The sequence below is a fragment of the Polynucleobacter sp. AP-Jannik-300A-C4 genome (assembly GCF_018688335.1).
GTDB lineage: Bacteria > Pseudomonadota > Gammaproteobacteria > Burkholderiales > Burkholderiaceae > Polynucleobacter.
The window spans coordinates 1,812,124-1,832,443 of record NZ_CP061316.1; the positions used below are offsets into that span (position 1 = coordinate 1,812,124).

Genomic DNA, 20,320 nt, shown 5'->3' on the forward strand with positions numbered 1-20,320 from the left:
ATGGATTGTAGATTCGCGGATTAGAATGTGCTCATGACCAAATTTTCATTAAAGCCTTCTTTAAGGGTCTTATTGCTCGCAGGCGGACTTGGCCTAGGCCTTTCTTCCGGCTATGCTATCGCCCAAAACAGTAGCCTGGATAGCGGTCAAGCTGTATTTGAAGTCTTGGCCTCCGAAATTGCCCTGCAACGCGGCGAAGCTGGTCTGGCATACACAACCTATTTAGAACTCGCTCGCCAACTCGATGACCCCCGTTTAGCCCAAAGGGCTATGGAGATAGCCATTACTGCCGGTGCGCCTGATTTAGCGCTGCAAGCAGCTCAAACCTGGGATAGTTTGGCAGGGCCCAAGCAAACCAAACCCAAAGAAGTGCTCGTCACACTCTTAATCTTGAATCAACGCTGGTCAGATGCAGTCAAACCCGCCATCTCCCTTCTAAATCAGCAAACTCCGGCGCAGCGTGAAAAAACTTTGCTACAGATTCAGTCACTACTCGCTAAGGCAAACAATGAATCAGAGGCCTTAAGAGCTTTTTATGAAATCGTCTCATCATTAAAGCCAGAGCCAAAAGATCCTGGGCTGCTCTATACCTATGCCATGTCTGCTGAAAAATCTGGGCACATGGATGTGATGGAAAGAACTTTGCGAGAAATCTTGCGCAAGAATCCAAATGACGTCAATAGTCTCAATGCACTTGGATACTCTCTAGCCGATCGAAACCAAAAATTACCCGAAGCGCTCAAGCTCATTAGTAAAGCAAATCAGCTCTCACCTAAAGACGGTTTTATTTTGGATAGTCTTGGTTGGGTGAACTTTCGCATGGGCAAAAATACTCTTGCGCTCGAACAACTTCAACAAGCATTCAACATGAAGCCTGAGGCAGATATTGCGGCACATATCGGTGAAGTGTTGTGGGTTATGAATCGCCCAATCGAAGCGGAAGATATGTGGCGCAAAGGGCAGCAATTGGATGCTAACAACCCTACCCTTAAGGAAACTTTGAAGCGCTTGAAGCCCGATTGGTCTGTGGCTGATACCGCCCTAAAAGGCTCATGGGACGGGCGTTTTGCCGTGAAAGTCACCGGCCTTACTGAAAGTAAAAATCAAGGTGGATCAGGTGGATTTACCTTGACTCAAGATGCGCTTACTGACGTTTTAGAAATTCGTAATCCAGTGGGCGGCTCCATTGCCAAAATTACGATTAAACCTGGTGAGGCGATTCTGGAGCGCGACGGTCAACTCACTACAGCAATTGATGCTGATACTCTTATTCAAAATGCATTAGGTCTTCCACTTCCAGCCCGCGGTTTATCTGACTGGTTACGTGGACAAACCCGCCCTGGTAGCAATGCCAGTGTGGAGCGAAATGCAGAGGGGCAAGTCAGCAAAATTACACAAGACGGCTGGACCTTAAATTACAACTGGAATGATGCTCAGCGCTTAGAAAAACTGACGATGACTCGCAGCTCGAATATCGGATCGATTGATATCCGCTTGGTATTTGATACTCCGAACGAGTAAAGCATAAATCATGAGTAATGCGCTAGAACTAGCTTGCCCCGCAAAGCTCAATCTCTTTTTGCATATTGTTGGGCGCCGTGATGATGGCTACCACCTACTGCAATCCGTTTTTCAACTGATTGATTGGTGCGATGCCCTGACCTTGAAGCGCATTCCGGAAAACAAAGTTTGCCGCATCAATCCCATTCCTGGAGTTCCTCCTGAGCAAGACTTGGTAGTTCGTGCAGCCCAACTCCTCAAGGAGCACTGCGGGACTGATCAGGGAGTTGAAATCAGTCTCACGAAAAATATTCCAATGGGTGCTGGCCTTGGTGGCGGATCCTCTGATGCAGCATCCACCCTGATCGGATTAAATACCCTTTGGGATCTTCATCTCGATATCGCTACTCTTTGCCAACTTGGCCTAAAACTTGGCGCTGACGTGCCATTTTTCATCTTTGGCCAAAATGCTTTTGTTGAGGGGATTGGGGAGAAATTACAGGCCATTTCCTTGGAAACCCAAGACTTTTTGGTGATCTTCCCCAACAAGGGGGTCGCTACTGCTCAGATTTTTCAAGACCCTCAATTGACCCGAGATCACGCTCCGATTACAATAGATGGCTTTCTTGCATCGCCAAGGTCATATCAGTCGAATGATTGTCAGGCAGTAGCGGTGCAGAAATGTCCTGAAGTGAAGCAAGCATTAGATTGGATTTACAAGGCAGTGCCAAACTCGGCGCCTTGCATGTCCGGCTCCGGAAGTAGCGTTTTTGCCGCCTTAGACCCTAAGACGGACACCGCAAATCTGGAAATTCTTCTGCAAAATCTTCCAAAGGGATGGATAGGTCGAATTGTTCAGGGGCTAAATAAAAATCCCGCTTACAATTTGATTTCTTCAGATTGACCTGTAGGGGAATCGCCAAGCTGGTTAAGGCACTGGATTTTGATTCCAGCATGCGAAGGTTCGAATCCTTCTTCCCCTGCCAACTACTGTAGATACGACCAAAAGACATCCATTCGACACCTACCCAAATTCCAAAATTACCTATGTCCGCCCCAATCAACGCTGATTTACTGACTCTTTTCACAGGCAATGCAAATCCGGTTTTGGCCAATGCGGTAGCCAAAGAGCTCAATCTCCCAATGGGAAAAGCATTCGTTGGTCGGTTCTCTGATGGTGAAATTCAGGTAGAAATTCAAGAAAACGTTCGTGGTAAGAACGTGGTCGTTATCCAGTCAACCTGTGCCCCAACAAACGATAGTTTGATGGAGTTGATGATCATGATTGATGCCCTAAAACGAGCATCAGCAAGCCGTATAACCGCAGTGATTCCTTACTTCGGTTACGCTAGACAAGACCGCCGCCCTCGCTCAGCACGGGTTGCTATCTCCGCCAGGATCGTGGCAAACATGCTCCAGTCTGTTGCTGGCATTGAACGTGTTTTAACCATGGATCTCCATGCAGACCAAATCCAAGGTTTCTTTGATATCCCAGTAGATAACATCTACGCATCCCCAGTCCTTTTGGCCGATTTAGAGGCTCAAAAGACCAAAAAAGATCTCATCATTGTTTCGCCAGATATCGGCGGCGTTGTTCGCGCCCGCGCAATGGCAAAGCAATTGGGCACAGATTTAGCGATTATTGATAAACGCCGCCCTAAAGCAAACGTATCAGAAGTAATGCACTTAATCGGCGAAGTAGAAGGCCGTCACTGCGTCATCATGGATGACATCATTGATACTGGCGGAACGCTCTGTAAAGCCGCTGAGGCTCTTAAAGAGCGTGGTGCTAAGGGTGTTACTGCCTACTGTACTCATGCCGTGCTTTCTGGTGGTGCTGTAGCTCGCATTGCTGCTTCAGAATTAGACGAATTAGTCGTTACCGACACTATTCCATTGACACCGGAAGCAATGAAAATCTCCAAAATTCGTCAATTGAGCGTTGCCCCCATACTTGCTGAGACCCTTTCCCGTATTAGCAAGGGTGATTCAGTGATGTCGATGTTCGCTGAATAAGGCAAAAATAGCGTTTCTACCTCTGTTTTTGGCAGTTTTGGGTCTTTTATAGGCAAAAATCACCATTCCCACGATATAATCAAAGGCTTTTCTGTTTGGTCGCGAACGGAAATTAACCTTAATTTAGGAATTCAATATGAAAGTAGTAGCCTTTGAAAGAAGCGTACAGGGAACGGGTGCGAGCCGCCGTCTGCGCAACTCCGGTAAAACTCCGGGCATCATCTACGGCGGTAAAGACGCCGCAACTGTAATTGAGTTGGATCACAACGCACTGTTCCATGCTCTCCGCAAGGAAGCATTCCACTCATCCATCCTTGATCTCGAAATCGGCGGCAAAGCACAAAAAGTGTTGTTGCGCGATTACCAGATGCATCCATTTAAGCCTTTGGTTCTGCACATCGACTTCCAGCGCGTTTCTGCGACTGAAAAAGTTCACATGCGCGTTCCATTGCACTTCATCAACGCTGACACCTCAGCTGCAGTGAAATTGCAAGGCGCTGTAATCAGCCACATCGCAACTGAATTGGAAGTGTCTTGCTTACCAGCAGACTTGCCAGAATTCATTGAAGTGGACCTGAACAAGATTGAAGTTGGTCATGGTATCCATGCTAAAGACATCGCATTGCCAAAAGGCGTTACCTTGGTATTGCATGTTGAGCAAGAAAACCCAGTATTAGCTAATGCACGTATCCCAGCAGTGAAATCTGCCGATACTGAAGCTGCTCCTGCAGCTGCTGCGGCTCCTGCTGCTGAAGCACCAAAGGACAAAGCTTAATTATTTAAGCCTTATCTTTGCGACAGAGGAAGCCCGCTGACAAGCGGGTTTTCTTTTTTGCAGAAATGCTTTTATCCTTAAGCACTCATCATGACTAAATTAATTATTGGCCTTGGCAATCCAGGCGAAGAACACATAGAAGATCGGCACAATGCTGGCTTCTGGTTTGTTGACGCCCTTGCTAAACAATTGAGTACCCGCTTTGAAACTGAAAAACGCTTTCATGGCAAAGTTGCTAAAGCGAAATGGGGGGATGAAGATCTCTTCTTGCTCAAACCCAGCACTTATATGAATCTCAGTGGCCAGTCTGTCGGAGCACTATGCCGCTTCCACAAAATTACACCCAAGGATGTGCTGGTAGTGCAGGATGAGCTTGATCTCAAGCCCGGTACTGCACGCATCAAGCTTGGCGGTGGCACCGGTGGGCACAATGGTCTAAAAGATATCCAGGCTCACCTAGGAACGCCTGAGTACTGGCGCTTGCGATTGGGTATCGGGCATCCACGCGACCTCGCCGCAGAAGGTGCGCGAGTGATGGATGTGGCGGACTATGTGTTGAGAAGGCCTTTGCAGCTTGAGCAAAAGCAGATTGATGCGAGTATCGAAGATGGTTTACAGATTCTGGATTTATTTATGAGGGGCGATACTCAGGCAGCAATGCTGGAGTTGCATTCCAAATCAAACTAGCTCGATAAGGTGCTCAAACTATAAAAACTACTTAGCGAGAGCTTTCTTGGCCGCAGTTAAGGCTTGATACTTCACCATTAATTGCGTTTGGTTTTCTGGAAACGCGGGGTTCAGTGGAATGCAGTCAACTGGACAAACCTGCTGACACTGAGGCGCATCGTAATGACCCACACACTCAGTACATTTATTGGGATCAATCTCATAGATCTCTAGACCCATGTAGATTGCATCATTCGGACATTCAGGCTCACATACATCGCAATTGATGCATTCGTCCGTGATCATGAGAGCCATCTTGTTTTCCTTGCGCCTTACTCTTTGCCCTTGTTGGCTTCAATCTTTTTAACTAACCACTTTTCTACAGATGGGAATACAAACTTACTCACATCACCACCCATCGAAGCAATTTCACGAACAAATGTTCCCGAAATAAATTGGTATTGGTCTGAAGGCGTTAGGAATAGCGTCTCAACATCAGGCAATAAATAACGGTTCATGCCCGCCATCTGAAACTCATATTCAAAATCAGAAACGGCACGCAAGCCACGCACAATCACTCTCGCATTATGTTCGCGGGCAAAATCTTTTAATAGGCCTGTGAAGCCTACAATCTTCACATTGGAATAATGGCCTAGAACCTCTTTAGCAATCTCAATACGCTCATCCAAAGTGAAGAAGGGGCGTTTGCTACGGCTATCAGCAACACCAACAATCAATTCCCCAAAAATACTGGAAGCACGGCGCACTAAGTCCTCGTGGCCACGAGTTAAAGGATCAAATGTTCCAGGGTATACAGCAACAGTCATAACGCTCCTCAGGCTTTTTCAGCTACAGGCAAGAGTTTAGTCCCTCTTCGAGCGAAATAGACAAGCTTTTACCTGCCCAGCCTCTAGGTATTTCCCACAATGCCATTCGGGCACCAGCGCTTCGATCTCATCACGTGAGCGACTAGACGGAAACTCGACGTAAATTCCCCCGCCGGGACTGTCATCGCAAACGCGAGCGGCCTCTACTAAGGCTTGGTTTAATAAGCTCTCCTCCCGAAAGGGTGGATCAATAAAGATCAAATTACTAGAGCGATCAGCTTGTTGCTTTAAAAACTCCAAGCTATCTCTGTGCACAATCTGTACTGATCCAGGAGCAGGGGATGACTGTAGCAAAGCATAGTTAGCCAAAAGCTTTGCATGCGCCCTCTTATCCTTTTCTAACAAAGTCACTGAACTGGCATGTCGTGAAGCAGCCTCAAAACCTAAGGCGCCAGTTCCTGCAAACAAATCTAAGCAACGCAAACCCACCAGATCCTGGCCAAGCCAATTAAATAAGGTTTCCCGAACGCGATCTGTAGTGGGACGTAGACCAGATAGATCCAACACACTCAGTAAACGACTACGCCACACTCCACCAATAATGCGAATTTTCTGAGGAGGCTCAGGGCGCTTACCTGATGAAGCCGGCTTTGTGGGTTTATTTATTTTTAGCCCCTAACACCACAATCTTCATTCGGTCCATAGCCAAGTATTTTTGGAATGCCTCCTTGACTTGGTCCAAGCTCACCATCTCCACTTGCTTAGTCCATACATCCATCGTGTCGAGCGGCAAGTTATTCCAAGCAATAGATGACACGTTATCAAGCAGCTTGCGATTGTTATCAATTCTCAAAGGATAGCCATTGATTAAATTTGCCTTAGCAGCGTCAAGTTCAGATTGCATCGGTCCATTAGCAATAAATTGTGCAATGGTAGAACTCATCACTTCAAGAGCCAAAGTAGCTTGATCACTCTTAGTCTGCACGCCCGCCTGAAATATCCCCACATCTTTACCGGGCGCAAAATAACTGAACACACTATAAGCAAGGCCACGCTTCTCACGAACCTCTGACATCAGGCGTGAGACAAACCCTCCTCCCCCCAAGACATAGTTCCCAACTAGCAATGGAAAATAATCAGGATTACTGCGAGTAACTGCAGTCATTCCCATCGCAATATGGGCTTGCTGCGTGTCAAATGGAATGGTGACTTCGCGTTGACTTAAAGGCTCGACTGGTGAGCGCTCAAACTCTGGCAGCTTGGCAATAGCAGGTCCAGACTGAGGCACTCTTTGCAATAAACCCTGAACGATTTCAGCGGCCTCGACTTTACTCACATCACCAACAATGCTGACGATCATCCGATCGCCCCGATAAAACTGCTTATGAAACTGCTGCAAGTCAGTTGCGCTGATATTGGCAATACTTCGCACCGTTGGTGAATTAGCCAAGGGATAGTCACCATAAACCAATTTTCTAAAACGACGATCTAATACTGACTCCGGCTTTGTCTCCGACTCTAACAATGCAGTAGTCATTCTTTGCTTCTCACGGGCTAAGATTCTGGCATCGTAAGTAGGGGCACTCAACATGGCTGATGCCAATTGAACGGCGCGATCACGCAAATCTTTACGACTTAAAGTCCGAATGCGCATGATGGCACGCTCACCGCTGACAGATATACCAAGGTTTGCACCTAAATCAGCAATCTCATCAGCAATCTGCGCCTCATTCAACAAACCCTTCTCTGACTTGGCACCATAGTTCATCAACTGCCCAACCACAGTAGCTAAGCCACTCTTGGCTGATGGATCATAACGATCGCCTGCATCAATACTGATTTCAATATCGACCATCGGTAGCGATTTGGTTTGAACTAGATAAGCCTGTGCGCCCTTGAATGAGTCTAACTTTTCAATCGGCAATATTGCATGGGCAGAGGTGCTGACTACTGCTATCAGTGCGAATGTAAGACAAGCCTGCTTGATTAATTTATTTAGCAGCATGATTACCCCCTTGCTTGCTCTCAGCGGACTGACGTCCCTGTGGATCTAGCACTGCAATGGTCAGACCCTCATCTACCAAATATTTTTTTGCAACGGCTTGAACTTGTGTAGGAGTGATTTTTTGCATCTTATCCAACATCACATCAATATCCCTCCATGAGAATCCCGCCATCTCTGTGCTGCCAATTTCCATTGCCTGACCAAAGATCGAGTCGCGCTTATAAATCTGATCAGACAGAATGCGTACCTTAATGCGCTTGAGCTCTGACTCTAGAATTCCTTTATCGACAATTTCTTTCAGAGCCTTCCGAATACTGCTCTCAGCCTGCCCCACTGTTTTTCCTTTAGCCATGCTGGTGCTAATTACAAAAAGTTCTGGGCCTCTTGAGACCATGTCGTAACCGACACTCACATCATTGACTACACGTTCCTGCTTTACCAGTGCGCGATTGAGGCGTGCATTGTCATAACCGTCAAGTACTGCAGCCAACAATTCCAGTGCATAAGGCTCGTCATCATCTAACTTTCCTACTTGTAACTTGGGCGCCTTCCAGGCCATTGCCAGCTGTGCGCTATCTGCGGGTGCCTTAACCTGAACTCGCTTAATTCCTTTTTGTGGAGGTTCAATCTGGGGCTTGCGATCTGGCAACTCTCTTGCAGAAGCAGCTCCATAATATTTTTCTGCTGCTTGCAAAATGACTTTAGGATCAACATCACCAGCAATCACTACTGTTGCATTATTCGGTTTATACCAACTACGATACCAATCACGTGCATCAGCGGCTTTCATATTCACCAGGTCATTCATCCAGCCAACTACTGGATGACGATAAGGCGAGCTCATGAATGCAGTAGCCATCAGTGATTCATATAGCAAGCTGGTGGGATTATCTTCAGTACGCAAACGACGCTCTTCCATCACCACCTGAATTTCTTTTAAAAACTCTGCATCATCAAAATTGAGATTGGACATGCGATCCGCTTCCAGTTTCATCACTTCATCTAACTTAGACTTTTCAACTTGCTGGAAATACGCTGTGTAATCTCGAGAAGTAAAAGCATTTTCACGACCGCCCATCGCCGCAACTAAACGAGAGAACTCGCCCGATTTCACTTTGTCAGTTCCCTTAAACATCATGTGCTCAAGAACATGGGCCACCCCAGTTTTGCCGTTAACCTCATCCATTGAACCGGCGCGGTACCAAACCATATGTGCGACCGTTGGTGCTCGATGATCCTCGCGCACAATCAACTTCAGCCCATTGGCAAGGACAAACTCATGGGTATTTGATGGGGCGGCCTCAGGAGCTCCCCAAGCAGCTGAGCAAGAGATCAGTAAAAAGAAGGAAAAACGCAATAAAGTGGAGCGCATCTGTAAGATCACCTATCCCAAGAATTTAATTGATAAGATGCAAGAATTAAATTGTATCGATTATGTTCGGCTTACGTAAAACCCTCGGATCCCTATTCAAATCGAATCAGACTGACGAAGCCTGGTTTGATGCCCTAGAAGAATCTCTCATTTTGAGTGATGTAGGCCTACCTACGACCGAACAACTGATTAGCAAACTTCGCAAGGCTGCCAAATCAGAAAATGCCAGTAGTCCAGAAGACCTAAAGCAACTACTGATTCAAGAGGTGGCGAGTCTCCTAAAGCCTTTGGAGCCAAGCCCTAACCCTTTATTTGTTCATGAACAAAAGACCACTCCGGAAATATGGCTAGTAATTGGCGTCAATGGTGCTGGTAAGACCACCACCATCGGCAAAATCTGCAAACTCTTTCAGTCACAAGGCAAGTCCGTCTTACTGGCAGCAGGCGATACTTTCCGAGCGGCTGCACGCAATCAGCTCCTGGAATGGGGTGGGCGCAACCAAGTCGACGTCATCATGCAAGAAAGTGGTGATGCTGCAGCCGTAGCGCATGACGCGATTCATGCTGCAGTATCTCGTAAGAGCGACATTTTGATTATTGATACCGCGGGTAGATTAGCCACTCAAGACCATCTCATGGAAGAATTGAAGAAGGTTAAAAGAGTCATTGGCAAGGCCCTTCCTGGGGCCCCTCACCAGACTTTGCTCGTTCTTGATGGCAATACCGGTCAAAATGGTTTAAGCCAAGTAAAGGCCTTTCATGCTGCTTTAGGCCTATCAGCCTTAATCGTGACAAAGTTAGATGGCACCGCTAAAGGTGGAGTGATCTGTGCGCTTGCTCACACCCTCAAAGATGGGTCAAAACCAGCGGTTTTAGCCCTAGGCAAAGGTGAGGGAATTAACGATTTAGCCCCTTTCACTGCCGCACAATATTCTTCTGAATTATTCAATTAAATCATAGACTTATAGAAGTAAAAAACCATTAGCACTCTATTGACAAGAGTGCTAAAATAGAACTCTATTAATACCTAAAATATATAAAAAGAAAATGGTTCAAAAGAAAACATACAATCCGCAATTGCAGGCAAGGCAAACACTGCCGGCAGCGCAGACTGCCGCGGCTTCGCTTGCCTTTCCGATGCTGCCTTCCCTTGGGGTTGGCACACTCGACTCTTATATCTCGTACGTAAATCGCGTACCCATGCTCAGTGCTGCAGAGGAGCTTCACCTCGCGCAAGAATTTCGTCGTACTGAAAATGTAGACGCTGCAAAAACTTTGGTTCTCTCACACCTTCGCTTGGTGGTATCTGTTGCTCGTCAGTATTTAGGTTATGGCATTCCGCATGCTGACCTCATTCAAGAGGGCAATATTGGTTTAATGAAGGCCGTCAAGCGCTACGACCCAAACCAAGGCGCACGCCTAGTCTCTTACGCAATCCATTGGATTAAGGCTGAGATTCATGAGTACATTCTCAAGAATTGGCGTTTAGTGAAAGTAGCTACAACCAAAGCGCAACGTAAGTTGTTCTTTAATTTACGCAGCAATAAGCCCACTTTGGCTGCGCTAACTCCAAGTGAAGTTGAGGCATTGGCTAAGGCTCTGGACGTCAAAGGTTCTGACGTTAAAGAAATGGAAATGCGTCTGGCTGGTGGCGATGTTGCCTTAGAAGGTGATGACAGCGATGACGAATCAGCCTACGCACCAATTCAATGGTTGGCAGACAATAGTCAAGAGCCTACCGAGATGATGGCGGCGGCTGAAACCGATGCATTGCATGGCCCACAACTTGATCAAGCCCTCATGGCTTTAGATGAGCGTAGTCGCAACATTGTGCAATCCCGTTGGCTGGCAATGGATGCGGATGGTAATGGCACAAAGACATTGCATGATCTCGCCAGTGAATACGGCATCTCTGCAGAGCGTGTGCGTCAGATTGAGACTGCTGCTCTCAAAAAGATGCGTAGCCTCTTGCAAGCTGAGACTGCTTAAGCATTCTTACCTCTCTAAAGTTTTACTTCAGTAGCTCTTTCAAGTCTTGCGCTAAGGTATCAGCACCTTGCGCATGCTTGATGTACAGGCGTAAATGCCCTTCTGGATCGAATGCATAACTACCTGCCATGTGATCCATGGTGTATGAGCCAGGACTCGTACCGGGTACCTTCTTATAGTAAATCTTGAAGTCCTTGGTCACTTTTTCTAAAGCCGCCTCGTCTGCTGGACGCAGGCCTAAGAAACGAGAATCAAACGCTGGTACATATTGCTTCAAAATATTGGCGCTATCTCGCTCGGGATCAACGGTGACAAATAGCACTTGAACCTTATCGGCCTGGGGCCCTAAGAGAGTCATCACTTGCTGCATCTCCGTTAGAGTCGTAGGACAAATATCTGGACACTGCGTATAACCAAAGAACATCACAACTGCTTTACCTTTGAAGTCAGCTAGCGTTCGCACTTTGCCATCAGGGTCAAGTAGACTAAAGTCAGTACCGAATGCCTTGCCGCCAGTGATGTCAACATTTTTAAAGCTCTGCTTGGGACTGCAGGCTAGCAAAGCCAATCCAATGATTGACAACATCAGGCTGCGTACAAGAAGACTTGAAAGTGTTGATAAATTCATATTCAACTCAAATGAAATAGTGGTCAATTAATAGTGCTGCGAATAGCAAAGATAAATAGGTAATCGAAAAGCGGAAAGTTTTCTTTGCAAGTGCATCGCTATAAGAAACAAACAAGGCAATCACATAGGCAAGGAATATTAAGCCCAATATAATTGCGGAAATTAAATACACCAGCCCACTCATGCCGTAAATGTAAGGCAACAAAGTGGCAGCGATCAATATTAAGGTGTAGAGCAAGATATTGAGGAGCGTGAAGCGCTCACCATGAGTGACTGGCAGCATTGGTAAACCACTTTGCACATAGTCATCCCGACGATATAAAGCAAGCGCCCAAAAGTGCGGGGGTGTCCACACAAAAATAATGAGAACCAAGAGCCAAGCCTCAGCAGATAAGCCATTCGTCACGGCAGCCCAACCTAAGGCTGGCGGCATGGCGCCAGAGAGTCCGCCAATCACAATATTCTGTGGTGTAGCAGGCTTGAGTAACCAGGTATAAATTACGGCATAACCTACAAAAGTTGCCACTGTAAGCCACATCGTTAATGGATTGCAGAAGTTCCATAAGATGATCATTCCCAGGCTACCAAGAATGATCGAGAAAACAGTAATGTGAAAAGGAGTTACTTCACCAGTTGCAGATGGCCTCCAAGAGGTACGCTTCATCTTGGCATCAACGGCTTGCTCAATTAAACAATTCATTGCAAAAGCTGCACCCGCCAACAACCAAATACCCAAAATACCACCAATCAATACTGGGTAAGGAACCATACCAGGGGTAGCCAGGAACATTCCGATTACTGCACAGAAAACAGCCAGCAGAGTAACGCGGGGCTTAGTGAGCACCCAGTATTGACGCCAACGCGGCATCGCTTCAGTAGCGGAGGAAGTGGGACTACTCATAATGATTTAACCATCTTAATATGAATGGGGGCGCTCCACGAAGACCACTGAGTCAGGCGAACCAAACAGAACACCAGCGCAGCAGAGCCCGCGGTATGCATTAAAGCGGCAAGCAAGGGCCATTGGAAGACCACATTGGAAATACCTGTTAGCGCCTGAAGAATTAATAAGCCGAGCAAAAACTTCGCAATCTTTCCCATTTTTGGCAATGCTGGATTACTTAACTTGAGAGCGCTGACCCCGAGAAGACTTAAAGCTGCAATGGCAACCACAGCAAACAGGCGATGCGCCCAGTGAATCGTTTGCAAAGCGACAGGAGAAATAGATTCACCCTGTGCATTCAGGCCTAACTGACGCCATAGAGTGAAGCCCTCTTGCCAATCAGTTTCAGGCATAAAAGTACCCAGGCAAGTAGGGAAATCAGGGCAAGCCAGTACAGCATAATTTGTACTTACCCACGCGCCCAAAAAGATTTGAATAGATAAGATGACCGAGGCAAATAAAAGCAACTTCGCTGAAAGTGGCTTGATCTGGGAGTGAGCTACTGAGGAATTTCCCTCTTCAAACTCTTGCTGCGCATACGCTGTTAAACAAGCAAGTAAAACTAAAGCCAACATTAAGTGGATAGTCACAATGATGGGTTGCAATTTGAGTGTCACCGTCCAAGCACCAAATGCACCCTGAATACATACCAAAATCAGTAAAGCGAGACTACCCAATAAAGGCTGCTTGCCCAAGCTTTTTAACTTGCTCCAAGCTACCCCCACCTGAATCAAAATTAATGCACCAACCGTCATTGCTAAGTAGCGATGGATCATTTCAATCCAAGCCTTGATAACGGTTACAGGTCCTGTGGGCATATTAGCCTCAGCCAATTGGATCTCGCCAATCGCATGCCATGGATTTGATGTGCCATAGCACCCAGGCCAATCAGGACAACCTAAGCCAGAATCCGTTAGACGAGTAAAGGCGCCAAATACAATCAAGTCAAAAGTCATGAAGACTAAAACCCAATTGAGTTTTTGAAAAAAGTTATAGCCTGGTCTAGTCCAGAGATAAACCAAAGGTAGGCCTGCAAAGACAATTGCAATAGCAGCTAACTCAGCGAGCAATAACAAACCACTCATTGCAATATTTCACCCTTACGATTGAGACGTAAAAGTTTTTCCAGATCTTTTTTGATGCTTCCAAATTCTTTTGGAGAATTTGTCACCGGAAATATCATCATCTTGGCTGGGCTCGGGTCAATCAACTGAATTTTCTGACCAGCGCCGTCACGATTCAGCCATGCATCAAACTCTGCCTTTAACTGAGTATCTGCCGGCAAACTCAAAATCTGAAAACCTGCCGTCTTTTGATCGTAGGCTAACAATACTTCAGGATCAACTGGCTTGCCATCGGTATTGACCCAAACTAACTGAACGCGGCCACTCTCACGACCAACTGCAATGCGTAACTGACGCATTAAAAATAAAGCCTCAAGACAAGATTCGTTCTTAATGGTGCATTCACCAGCTGGCCTTGCAACGAGTAATGTCCACTTGCCATTAAACGGAATATCAAACCAAGCAGGATTCATATCTTGCACTGGCTGAACAAGAGTTCCAAAGTTAGTTTTTCCACCCTCTGGCTTAAATACGTAATACGCCAAATAGGAGGCGATGACAGGTGCTGCACAAGCTAGCAATAGAAATAACATCTGCAGCCGGCCACGGCGGGTCTGCGCATTAATTGCGGAAGAATCCATTTGCGAAGCTGGGATCAATAATTCTTTATCACTCACACTCTATCTCCATTTACCGCTAGCTCTCGCCGGTATTTCATAAGCCCATTGATGAGCCAAAATAAAAATCCAGCCAATGCTAATGCAAACCACTGAAAGGCATAAGCATAATGGCGATCGACTCCATTTGTTGGAGAGGGCCAATTTCTGACTAAACCATCCTCTTTCGAAGAACCAGACTCTCGAACGATGAAAGGTAGCTGCTTCCATTCATGGCTTTGAGCTTCTAATGCCAAATCAAAGTTTTGCTCAATTCGAGGCCTAGCTTTGGGATCCCCTTTTTGACCTAATTCATAAACTCTTCCCGGGTGAGGGAATGCAACACCCTCAATAGTCACAATCTCATCGGCTGTCTTGACTGGGGGGAGCTCAATACGATTTTGATTGTTACGAGGCGCCCATCCTCGATTAACCCAAAGAACTGCTTCTTGGCCTTCCAACTTCAAAGGCATCATCACATAAAAGCCAGATTGCCCAGAAGCACCAGATCCACCCTCTGGGATAGGACGAGGACGGTTATCTAACCAAACTACCTCATCCTGCACAAACCTTCCCCGAGCAAGAATACGGCGCTCTGAAGCCTGTTCTAAGGTCAAATTATCGGCATTGACATTCAGTACAGGCATTTGCAATTTGGCAGAAAGCGATTCACCTAAGCGGATTTTTTGTTCCGCCCGATTTAACTGCCATATGCCTGCTCCACAGCCCACTAAAATCACTAGAAGGGCTGATAAAGTAGCGACTATACGACTAGTAATTAAGCTAGAAAACATATTCACGGGGGTATTTTGAGATGAAATGGATTATTCCAGTTGCACTGCTAATGATTGTAGGAAGCTTGGGCTCTGCTCTCTACTTCATGATGAAAGACAAAGGTGGGAGCTCAAGAATGGTTCAGTCTCTCATGCTGCGTATTGGACTTTCAATAGTACTCTTCTTGGGAATTTTGATTGCCCACTACTTTGGATACATCGAGGCTAGTGGCGTTCGGGTGGGCACAAACTAAATCCACTCCCTAAGCTAGCAAGCATCTAAAGCAAATCGGGGCTTAATGCCCCGATTTTTTATTTCCTTACATCCAGTAAACAGCGATGTACAGACCAAGCCAGACAACGTCAACGAAGTGCCAGTACCAAGCAGCCCCTTCAAACGCAAAATGATTTTCAGCTGTGAAGTCACCACGAATCATTCGACGCAACACAATAGCCAACATTAAGCCACCCAGGAATACGTGGAATCCATGAAAGCCGGTCAACATGAAGAATGTTGAGCCATAAATGCCTGAAGTTAACTTCAGATTCAAGGCATGGTAAGCATGGTAGTACTCATAAATCTGGAAGCCTAAGAAAACAACGCCCAAGGCAACAGTTGCAGCCAAGCCATTGATGGCTTGCTTCATATGACTTTCACGAATCGCATGATGTGCGTAAGTCACAGTCACACCAGAAGACAAGAGCAGCAAGGTATTGATAGTAGGGATTGGCCACGGACCCATAGTCGTGAACTTCTCAACCAATCCTGCAGGGCCATCATTAGGCCAAACCGCTGTGAAATCAGGCCAGAGTAATTTACTTTCAACATCACCCATCCAAGGCATCGCAATATTGCGCGCATAGAACAAAGCCGCAAAGAATGCGCCAAAGAACATAATCTCAGAGAAGATGAACCAAGCCATCGACCAGCGATAAGAAATATCTACGTTGACACCATTCTTACCAGAGTTAGACTCGGCGATGGTATCCCCAAACCAGTTATAGAGAACAAATAAAACCCAGAGAACACCAACCGCAGTAACTGGGCCACCCCAGGCTGCATGGTTTACCCAGCCAGACATTCCAGCGCCAAAAGCAAGCAAGCCTAAAGCTGCTGAGGCTGGATGACCAGATAGTCCAGGAACAAAATAGTAAGGGGTTGAATTGGATGACATCTTATTCTCTCTATTCAATCAAAAAATAATCAATGGGACACAACTGCTTTAACTATCAAGAGGAGTATGCCCATAAAAATTATGGCACCCAAAACTCCCGCAATGACAATATGAACAAAACTTAATGACGCTACATCTTCCTGCAATCCTGATTTTTTACGCACGCCCAAAAAAGCCCAAAATACTGCGACCATGGATTGCATAAAAGTACTTTTTTTACTCATGACGCCGTTTTCGATTTAGGGGTTGTTGAGCCCGCTGGCTGCTGACCAACACCTAACTCAAAAAAGGTATATGACAAAGTAATTGTTTTCACATCAGCAGGTAGTCCTGCATCAATTACAAACATGACCGGCATCTTCTTCATTTCATGTGCCGCCAAAGTTTGCTGCTGAAAACAAAAACACTCTAATTTAGTAAAAAACTCCATCGCGCTTTTAGGCGCATAACTTGGTATCGCTTGAGCCTCTACAGGACGATTCAAGTTATTTGTCACTTCATACACAATCTCGGTCATCTCGCCTGGATGTACTTCAAGAAAGTTTTTCACAGGGCGAAAAGTAAATGGGCCACGGCTATTGGAGTCAAACTCGATAGTCACCTTACGGGAATAATCTACTTGAGTATTGCCAACCTTATTAGCGCTGTAAGCTCGAATACCATAGTCATTCTTACTAGTGACCACATTAATACCTGTCACTTCACATAAGGCCTTGTACATCGGCACTAATGCATATCCAAAACCAAACATCATTACTGAAGCAATCAATAGCTTCAGCATGATCTGACGGTTAATGGAGGCAGTTGCAGACATATTGATAGAAGGCTTTAACCCAGCACACTCCGTTTAATCACGATGCCAATGAAGAACACAATGGCAACGCTTAAAAGGATAAAACCCAATCTGCGGTTATTAGCAGATTGGGATTTGTGATTAGCTACTTTAGATTCCTGCAGCATGCAACTCTTTAGCATCAGGCGGAGTTTCAAATGTGTGGTGTGGCGCTGGGGAAGGAATAGTCCACTCCAAACCTTTTGCGCCATCCCATGGCTTCATGGATGCTTTTTCACCTTTGGCGTTATAAGCAGGCAAGACAACGAATAGCAAGAAGTAAACCTGCGACAAACCAAAACCAAGTGCACCGATCGAAGCGATCATATTGAAATCAGCAAACTGAGTTGGATAATCAGCATAGCGACGTGGCATACCTGCTAAGCCCAAGAAGTGCATTGGGAAGAAAGTGATGTTAAAGAAAATCATGGAAGTCCAGAAGTGGATCTTGCCACGAGTTTCATTGGCCATGTAGCCAGTCCACTTTGGACACCAGTAGTAGAAGCCGGCAAACATTGCAAATAATGAACCTGCTACTAATACATAGTGAAAGTGAGCAACAACGTAATAAGTATCTTGAACACCAATATCAATTGGAGCCATTGCCAGGATCAAGCCTGTGAAACCACCCATCGTAAATACGAAGATAAAGCCAACAGACCACAACATTGGAGTTTCGAAAGTCATCGAACCCTTCCACATCGTTGCAACCCAGTTAAAAATCTTCACGCCAGTTGGAACAGCGATCAACATCGTTGCGTACATGAAGAACAACTGACCTGTTACAGGCATACCAGTTGCAAACATATGGTGAGCCCAAACAATGAATGACAAGATCGCGATAGATGCAGTTGCATAAACCATTGAGCTATAGCCAAACAATGTTTTTCTGGAGAAAGCTGGAACGATTTCGCTAATGATTCCAAATGCAGGAAGAATCATGATGTACACCTCTGGGTGACCAAAGAACCAGAAAATATGCTGGAACATGATTGGGTCGCCACCGCCAACTGCTGAGAAGAATGAGGTACCGAAATGACGGTCTGTGAGGACCATGGTGATTGCGCCAGCCAATACAGGCATTACAGCAATCAACAAATACGCAGTGATCAACCAAGTCCAGCAAAACATTGGCATCTTCATCAATGTCAGGCCAGGAGCGCGCATGTTCAAAATAGTCACGATGATGTTAATCGAACCCATGATGGAAGAAGCACCCAATAAGTGGAGTGCAAAAATACCCATGTCTAAACCTGGGCCCATCTGTGATGTCAATGGAGCATACAAAGTCCAGCCGCCTGCAGGAGCACCGCCAGGGGCCAAGAATGAACCAAACAATAAGCATGCTGCTACTGGAAGAATCCAGAAACTAAAGTTGTTCATACGAGCAAAGGCCATATCCGATGCACCGATTTGCAATGGAATCATCCAGTTTGCAAAACCAACGAAGGCCGGCATGATCGCACCAAACACCATTACCAAACCGTGCATGGTAGTTAACTGGTTGAAAAACTCAGGGCGCAAGAATTGCAAGCCTGGTTGGAATAATTCCAAACGAATGCCCAATGCCATCACGCCACCAGCCATCAAACTCACGAATGAGAAGATGAGGTACATCGTACCGATGTCTTTGTGGTTGGTTGCAAATAACCAACGACGCCAACCTTGTGGCGTGTGATCATCGTGTGCGTGATCGTGGGTGTGTGCGTGATCGTGGGTGGTAGAGACTGTGCTCATGGATTACTCCGGTTTAGTTTGATCTGTATTAATAAATAAATTACTTGCCAGCGCGTGCGGAAACAATGTCTTGGGTTTGAATAATCTCGCCCGTTTTATTGCCCCAAGCATTGCGGGTGTAGGTCATGACAGCAGCAATATCGCCATCAGAAATCACACCAGCCCACTTCGGCATTGCACCCTTACCATTGATAAGAATGTCGTATTGAGCTGCTTTTGGTCCAAGCACCATCTTGCTGCCATCTAATGCTGGGAATGCGCCTGCACCCTTACCGTTTGGTTGGTGACATGCAGCGCAGTTAGCTGCATAGACCTTAGCCCCACGCTCCTTTTGCTCATCCAAGGTATAGACCTTTGATGGATCATCGGAGGCTGCACCCATTTCTTTTTTCTTCTCTGCTACCCACTTGGTGTAGTCGTCTTGTGAAACCACATTCACTACGATAGGCATAAAGGCATGCTCAGCACCACACAACTCTGAACACTGACCGCGGAATTTTCCGATTGTTTCTGCGCGGAACCAGGTATCACGCACAAAACCAGGGATTGCATCTTGCTTTACGCCAAATGCTGGAACTGCCCAAGCATGGATCACGTCGTTTGCAGTTGTAATCATGCGAATTTTTTTGCCAACTGGCACAACCATTTCGTTATCTACTTCCATCAAATAGGTATTTGATTTCGCTTCTAGGTTATTAATGGCTTCACGAGATGTAGATAGGGTGGATAAAAAGCTAATGCCCTCACCCTCACCTTTAATATAGTCGTAACCCCATTTCCACTGGTAGCCAGTAGTCTTAATGGTGATGTCTGAATTCGTAGTGTCTTTCATTGCCACAACGGTTTTAGTTGCCGGCAAAGCCATACCGATCACGATCAACAACGGAATTACCGTCCAGATGATTTCAACAGTAGTGCTCTCGTGAAATGATGCTGATTTAGCACCCAAGGATTTGCGATGCTTGAGGATGGAATAGAACATCACCCCAAAAACGCCAATAAAAATCAGAGCGCAAATGATCAACATCATCCAATGCAGCCAATGGATTTCTTGCATGATTTTGGTCGCTGCAGGGGTAAAGTTCAGCTGATTTACGGCCGGACCACCTGGCATATCTTCTGCAGCCCGTGCAATTGCAGTGCCAAAGGCTGCTACTAAGTAGAGCGACGCCCTAGTGACTTTTCCAAATAAATTCATCTTATTCTCTGTTTATTGTCATGAGCTTCTGTAGCAATACAGACTCAGAAAGCCCAAAAAAACGGTATCAAGCAATTCAACTAGCGCTAATTATAGGGTTAATTAAGTTCAACAACAAACGGGATTAACCAGGCTTGACTCAATCTTGACAATGGTTTAAAAGA

At 46.0% G+C, this 20,320-nt stretch carries 24 protein-coding genes and 1 tRNA gene; 9 read left to right on the forward strand and 16 right to left on the reverse strand.

The window, feature by feature from the left end:
• Positions 1-33: 33 nt before the first annotated feature.
• The 6 genes from FD975_RS09400 (at position 34) to pth (ending at position 4,978) form a co-directional block, all read left to right on the forward strand.
• Positions 34-1,521 (forward strand): lipoprotein insertase outer membrane protein LolB, encoded by a 1,488-nt coding sequence (locus tag FD975_RS09400; RefSeq protein WP_215302128.1) that lies wholly within the window; start codon positions 34-36, stop codon positions 1,519-1,521.
• A gap of 10 nt (positions 1,522-1,531) precedes the next feature.
• The gene (ispE, locus tag FD975_RS09405) at positions 1,532-2,404 is read left to right on the forward strand and encodes a 4-(cytidine 5'-diphospho)-2-C-methyl-D-erythritol kinase (RefSeq protein ID WP_215302129.1); all 873 of its coding nucleotides are present in this window, start codon (positions 1,532-1,534) and stop codon (positions 2,402-2,404) included.
• 5 nt (positions 2,405-2,409) lie between these two features.
• Positions 2,410-2,486 (forward strand) — tRNA-Gln (locus FD975_RS09410).
• Positions 2,487-2,547: 61 nt separating this feature from the next.
• Positions 2,548-3,516, forward strand: coding sequence for a ribose-phosphate pyrophosphokinase (locus FD975_RS09415; protein ID WP_371743377.1), 969 nt, complete (start codon positions 2,548-2,550; stop codon positions 3,514-3,516).
• A 136-nt stretch (positions 3,517-3,652) separates the two neighbouring features.
• A complete protein-coding gene (locus FD975_RS09420) occupies positions 3,653-4,291 on the forward strand; it encodes a 50S ribosomal protein L25/general stress protein Ctc (protein WP_215302130.1) in 639 nt (212 codons plus the stop codon).
• 90 nt (positions 4,292-4,381) lie between these two features.
• Positions 4,382-4,978: an aminoacyl-tRNA hydrolase gene (gene pth, locus FD975_RS09425; protein ID WP_215302131.1), complete on the forward strand. Its 597-nt coding sequence runs from the start codon at positions 4,382-4,384 to the stop codon at positions 4,976-4,978.
• A 27-nt stretch (positions 4,979-5,005) separates the two neighbouring features.
• Here pth and FD975_RS09430 read toward each other — a convergent pair whose 3' ends face one another.
• The 5 genes from FD975_RS09430 to FD975_RS09450 are packed head-to-tail and all read right to left on the reverse strand — an operon-like array spanning position 5,006 to position 9,161.
• On the reverse strand, positions 5,006-5,272 hold the full coding sequence (locus FD975_RS09430) for a YfhL family 4Fe-4S dicluster ferredoxin (protein WP_215302132.1): 267 nt from the start codon (positions 5,270-5,272) through the stop codon (positions 5,006-5,008).
• Between the two features lie 17 nt (positions 5,273-5,289).
• Positions 5,290-5,784, reverse strand: coding sequence for a pantetheine-phosphate adenylyltransferase (gene coaD, locus FD975_RS09435; protein WP_215302133.1), 495 nt, complete (start codon positions 5,782-5,784; stop codon positions 5,290-5,292).
• Positions 5,785-5,820: 36 nt separating this feature from the next.
• On the reverse strand, positions 5,821-6,450 hold the full coding sequence (gene rsmD, locus FD975_RS09440; RefSeq protein WP_215303981.1) for a 16S rRNA (guanine(966)-N(2))-methyltransferase RsmD: 630 nt from the start codon (positions 6,448-6,450) through the stop codon (positions 5,821-5,823).
• On the reverse strand, positions 6,443-7,789 hold the full coding sequence (locus FD975_RS09445; RefSeq protein WP_215302134.1) for a pitrilysin family protein: 1,347 nt from the start codon (positions 7,787-7,789) through the stop codon (positions 6,443-6,445). Before FD975_RS09445 ends, rsmD begins: the two co-directional genes overlap by 8 nt.
• Positions 7,776-9,161 carry a pitrilysin family protein gene (locus tag FD975_RS09450; RefSeq protein ID WP_215302135.1) on the reverse strand — a complete coding sequence of 462 codons (1,386 nt, stop codon included), beginning with the start codon at positions 9,159-9,161 and terminating at the stop codon, positions 7,776-7,778. The genes FD975_RS09445 and FD975_RS09450 overlap by 14 nt, the downstream gene beginning before the upstream one ends.
• 62 nt (positions 9,162-9,223) lie before the next feature.
• On the opposite strand from FD975_RS09450, the gene ftsY reads away from it, so the two are divergent.
• Together ftsY and rpoH are read left to right on the forward strand one after the other, a co-directional pair.
• Positions 9,224-10,114: a signal recognition particle-docking protein FtsY gene (ftsY, locus tag FD975_RS09455; protein ID WP_215302136.1), complete on the forward strand. Its 891-nt coding sequence runs from the start codon at positions 9,224-9,226 to the stop codon at positions 10,112-10,114.
• 94 nt (positions 10,115-10,208) lie between these two features.
• Positions 10,209-11,150, forward strand: coding sequence for an RNA polymerase sigma factor RpoH (rpoH, locus tag FD975_RS09460; protein ID WP_215302137.1), 942 nt, complete (start codon positions 10,209-10,211; stop codon positions 11,148-11,150).
• A gap of 22 nt (positions 11,151-11,172) precedes the next feature.
• Here the strand turns inward: rpoH and FD975_RS09465 are convergent, their stop codons facing one another.
• The 5 genes from FD975_RS09465 to FD975_RS09485 are packed head-to-tail and all read right to left on the reverse strand — an operon-like array spanning position 11,173 to position 15,235.
• A complete protein-coding gene (locus FD975_RS09465; RefSeq protein ID WP_215302138.1) occupies positions 11,173-11,778 on the reverse strand; it encodes an SCO family protein in 606 nt (201 codons plus the stop codon).
• 7 nt (positions 11,779-11,785) lie between these two features.
• The gene (gene cyoE, locus FD975_RS09470) at positions 11,786-12,679 is read right to left on the reverse strand and encodes a heme o synthase (RefSeq protein ID WP_215302139.1); all 894 of its coding nucleotides are present in this window, start codon (positions 12,677-12,679) and stop codon (positions 11,786-11,788) included.
• On the reverse strand, positions 12,676-13,806 hold the full coding sequence (locus FD975_RS09475) for a heme A synthase (protein WP_215302140.1): 1,131 nt from the start codon (positions 13,804-13,806) through the stop codon (positions 12,676-12,678). The genes cyoE and FD975_RS09475 overlap by 4 nt, the downstream gene beginning before the upstream one ends.
• Entirely contained in the window at positions 13,803-14,462 is a 660-nt protein-coding gene (locus FD975_RS09480) for a hypothetical protein (RefSeq protein ID WP_215302141.1), read from the reverse strand. The genes FD975_RS09475 and FD975_RS09480 overlap by 4 nt, the downstream gene beginning before the upstream one ends.
• The gene (locus tag FD975_RS09485; RefSeq protein WP_251371521.1) at positions 14,459-15,235 is read right to left on the reverse strand and encodes an SURF1 family protein; all 777 of its coding nucleotides are present in this window, start codon (positions 15,233-15,235) and stop codon (positions 14,459-14,461) included. The genes FD975_RS09480 and FD975_RS09485 overlap by 4 nt, the downstream gene beginning before the upstream one ends.
• A 20-nt stretch (positions 15,236-15,255) precedes the next feature.
• Between FD975_RS09485 and FD975_RS09490 the strand changes: the two genes are divergently transcribed.
• The gene (locus FD975_RS09490) at positions 15,256-15,468 is read left to right on the forward strand and encodes a twin transmembrane helix small protein (protein WP_215302142.1); all 213 of its coding nucleotides are present in this window, start codon (positions 15,256-15,258) and stop codon (positions 15,466-15,468) included.
• Positions 15,469-15,534: 66 nt separating this feature from the next.
• On the opposite strand, the gene FD975_RS09495 is transcribed toward FD975_RS09490, so the two are convergent.
• The 6 genes from FD975_RS09495 to coxB are packed head-to-tail and all read right to left on the reverse strand — an operon-like array spanning position 15,535 to position 20,156.
• Complete coding sequence (locus FD975_RS09495; protein WP_215302143.1) at positions 15,535-16,389, reverse strand: cytochrome c oxidase subunit 3; 855 nt, start codon at positions 16,387-16,389, stop codon at positions 15,535-15,537.
• A gap of 29 nt (positions 16,390-16,418) precedes the next feature.
• Positions 16,419-16,613 carry a DUF2970 domain-containing protein gene (locus FD975_RS09500; RefSeq protein ID WP_215302144.1) on the reverse strand — a complete coding sequence of 65 codons (195 nt, stop codon included), beginning with the start codon at positions 16,611-16,613 and terminating at the stop codon, positions 16,419-16,421.
• Positions 16,610-17,203: a cytochrome c oxidase assembly protein gene (locus tag FD975_RS09505; RefSeq protein ID WP_215302145.1), complete on the reverse strand. Its 594-nt coding sequence runs from the start codon at positions 17,201-17,203 to the stop codon at positions 16,610-16,612. The genes FD975_RS09500 and FD975_RS09505 overlap by 4 nt, the downstream gene beginning before the upstream one ends.
• A gap of 14 nt (positions 17,204-17,217) precedes the next feature.
• Positions 17,218-17,433, reverse strand: coding sequence for a cytochrome oxidase small assembly protein (locus FD975_RS10550; RefSeq protein WP_371743378.1), 216 nt, complete (start codon positions 17,431-17,433; stop codon positions 17,218-17,220).
• A complete protein-coding gene (gene ctaD, locus FD975_RS09515) occupies positions 17,333-18,958 on the reverse strand; it encodes a cytochrome c oxidase subunit I (protein ID WP_215302147.1) in 1,626 nt (541 codons plus the stop codon). Before ctaD ends, FD975_RS10550 begins: the two co-directional genes overlap by 101 nt.
• Positions 18,959-18,998: 40 nt before the next feature.
• On the reverse strand, positions 18,999-20,156 hold the full coding sequence (gene coxB, locus FD975_RS09520; protein WP_215302148.1) for a cytochrome c oxidase subunit II: 1,158 nt from the start codon (positions 20,154-20,156) through the stop codon (positions 18,999-19,001).
• Positions 20,157-20,320: the final 164 nt, after the last annotated feature.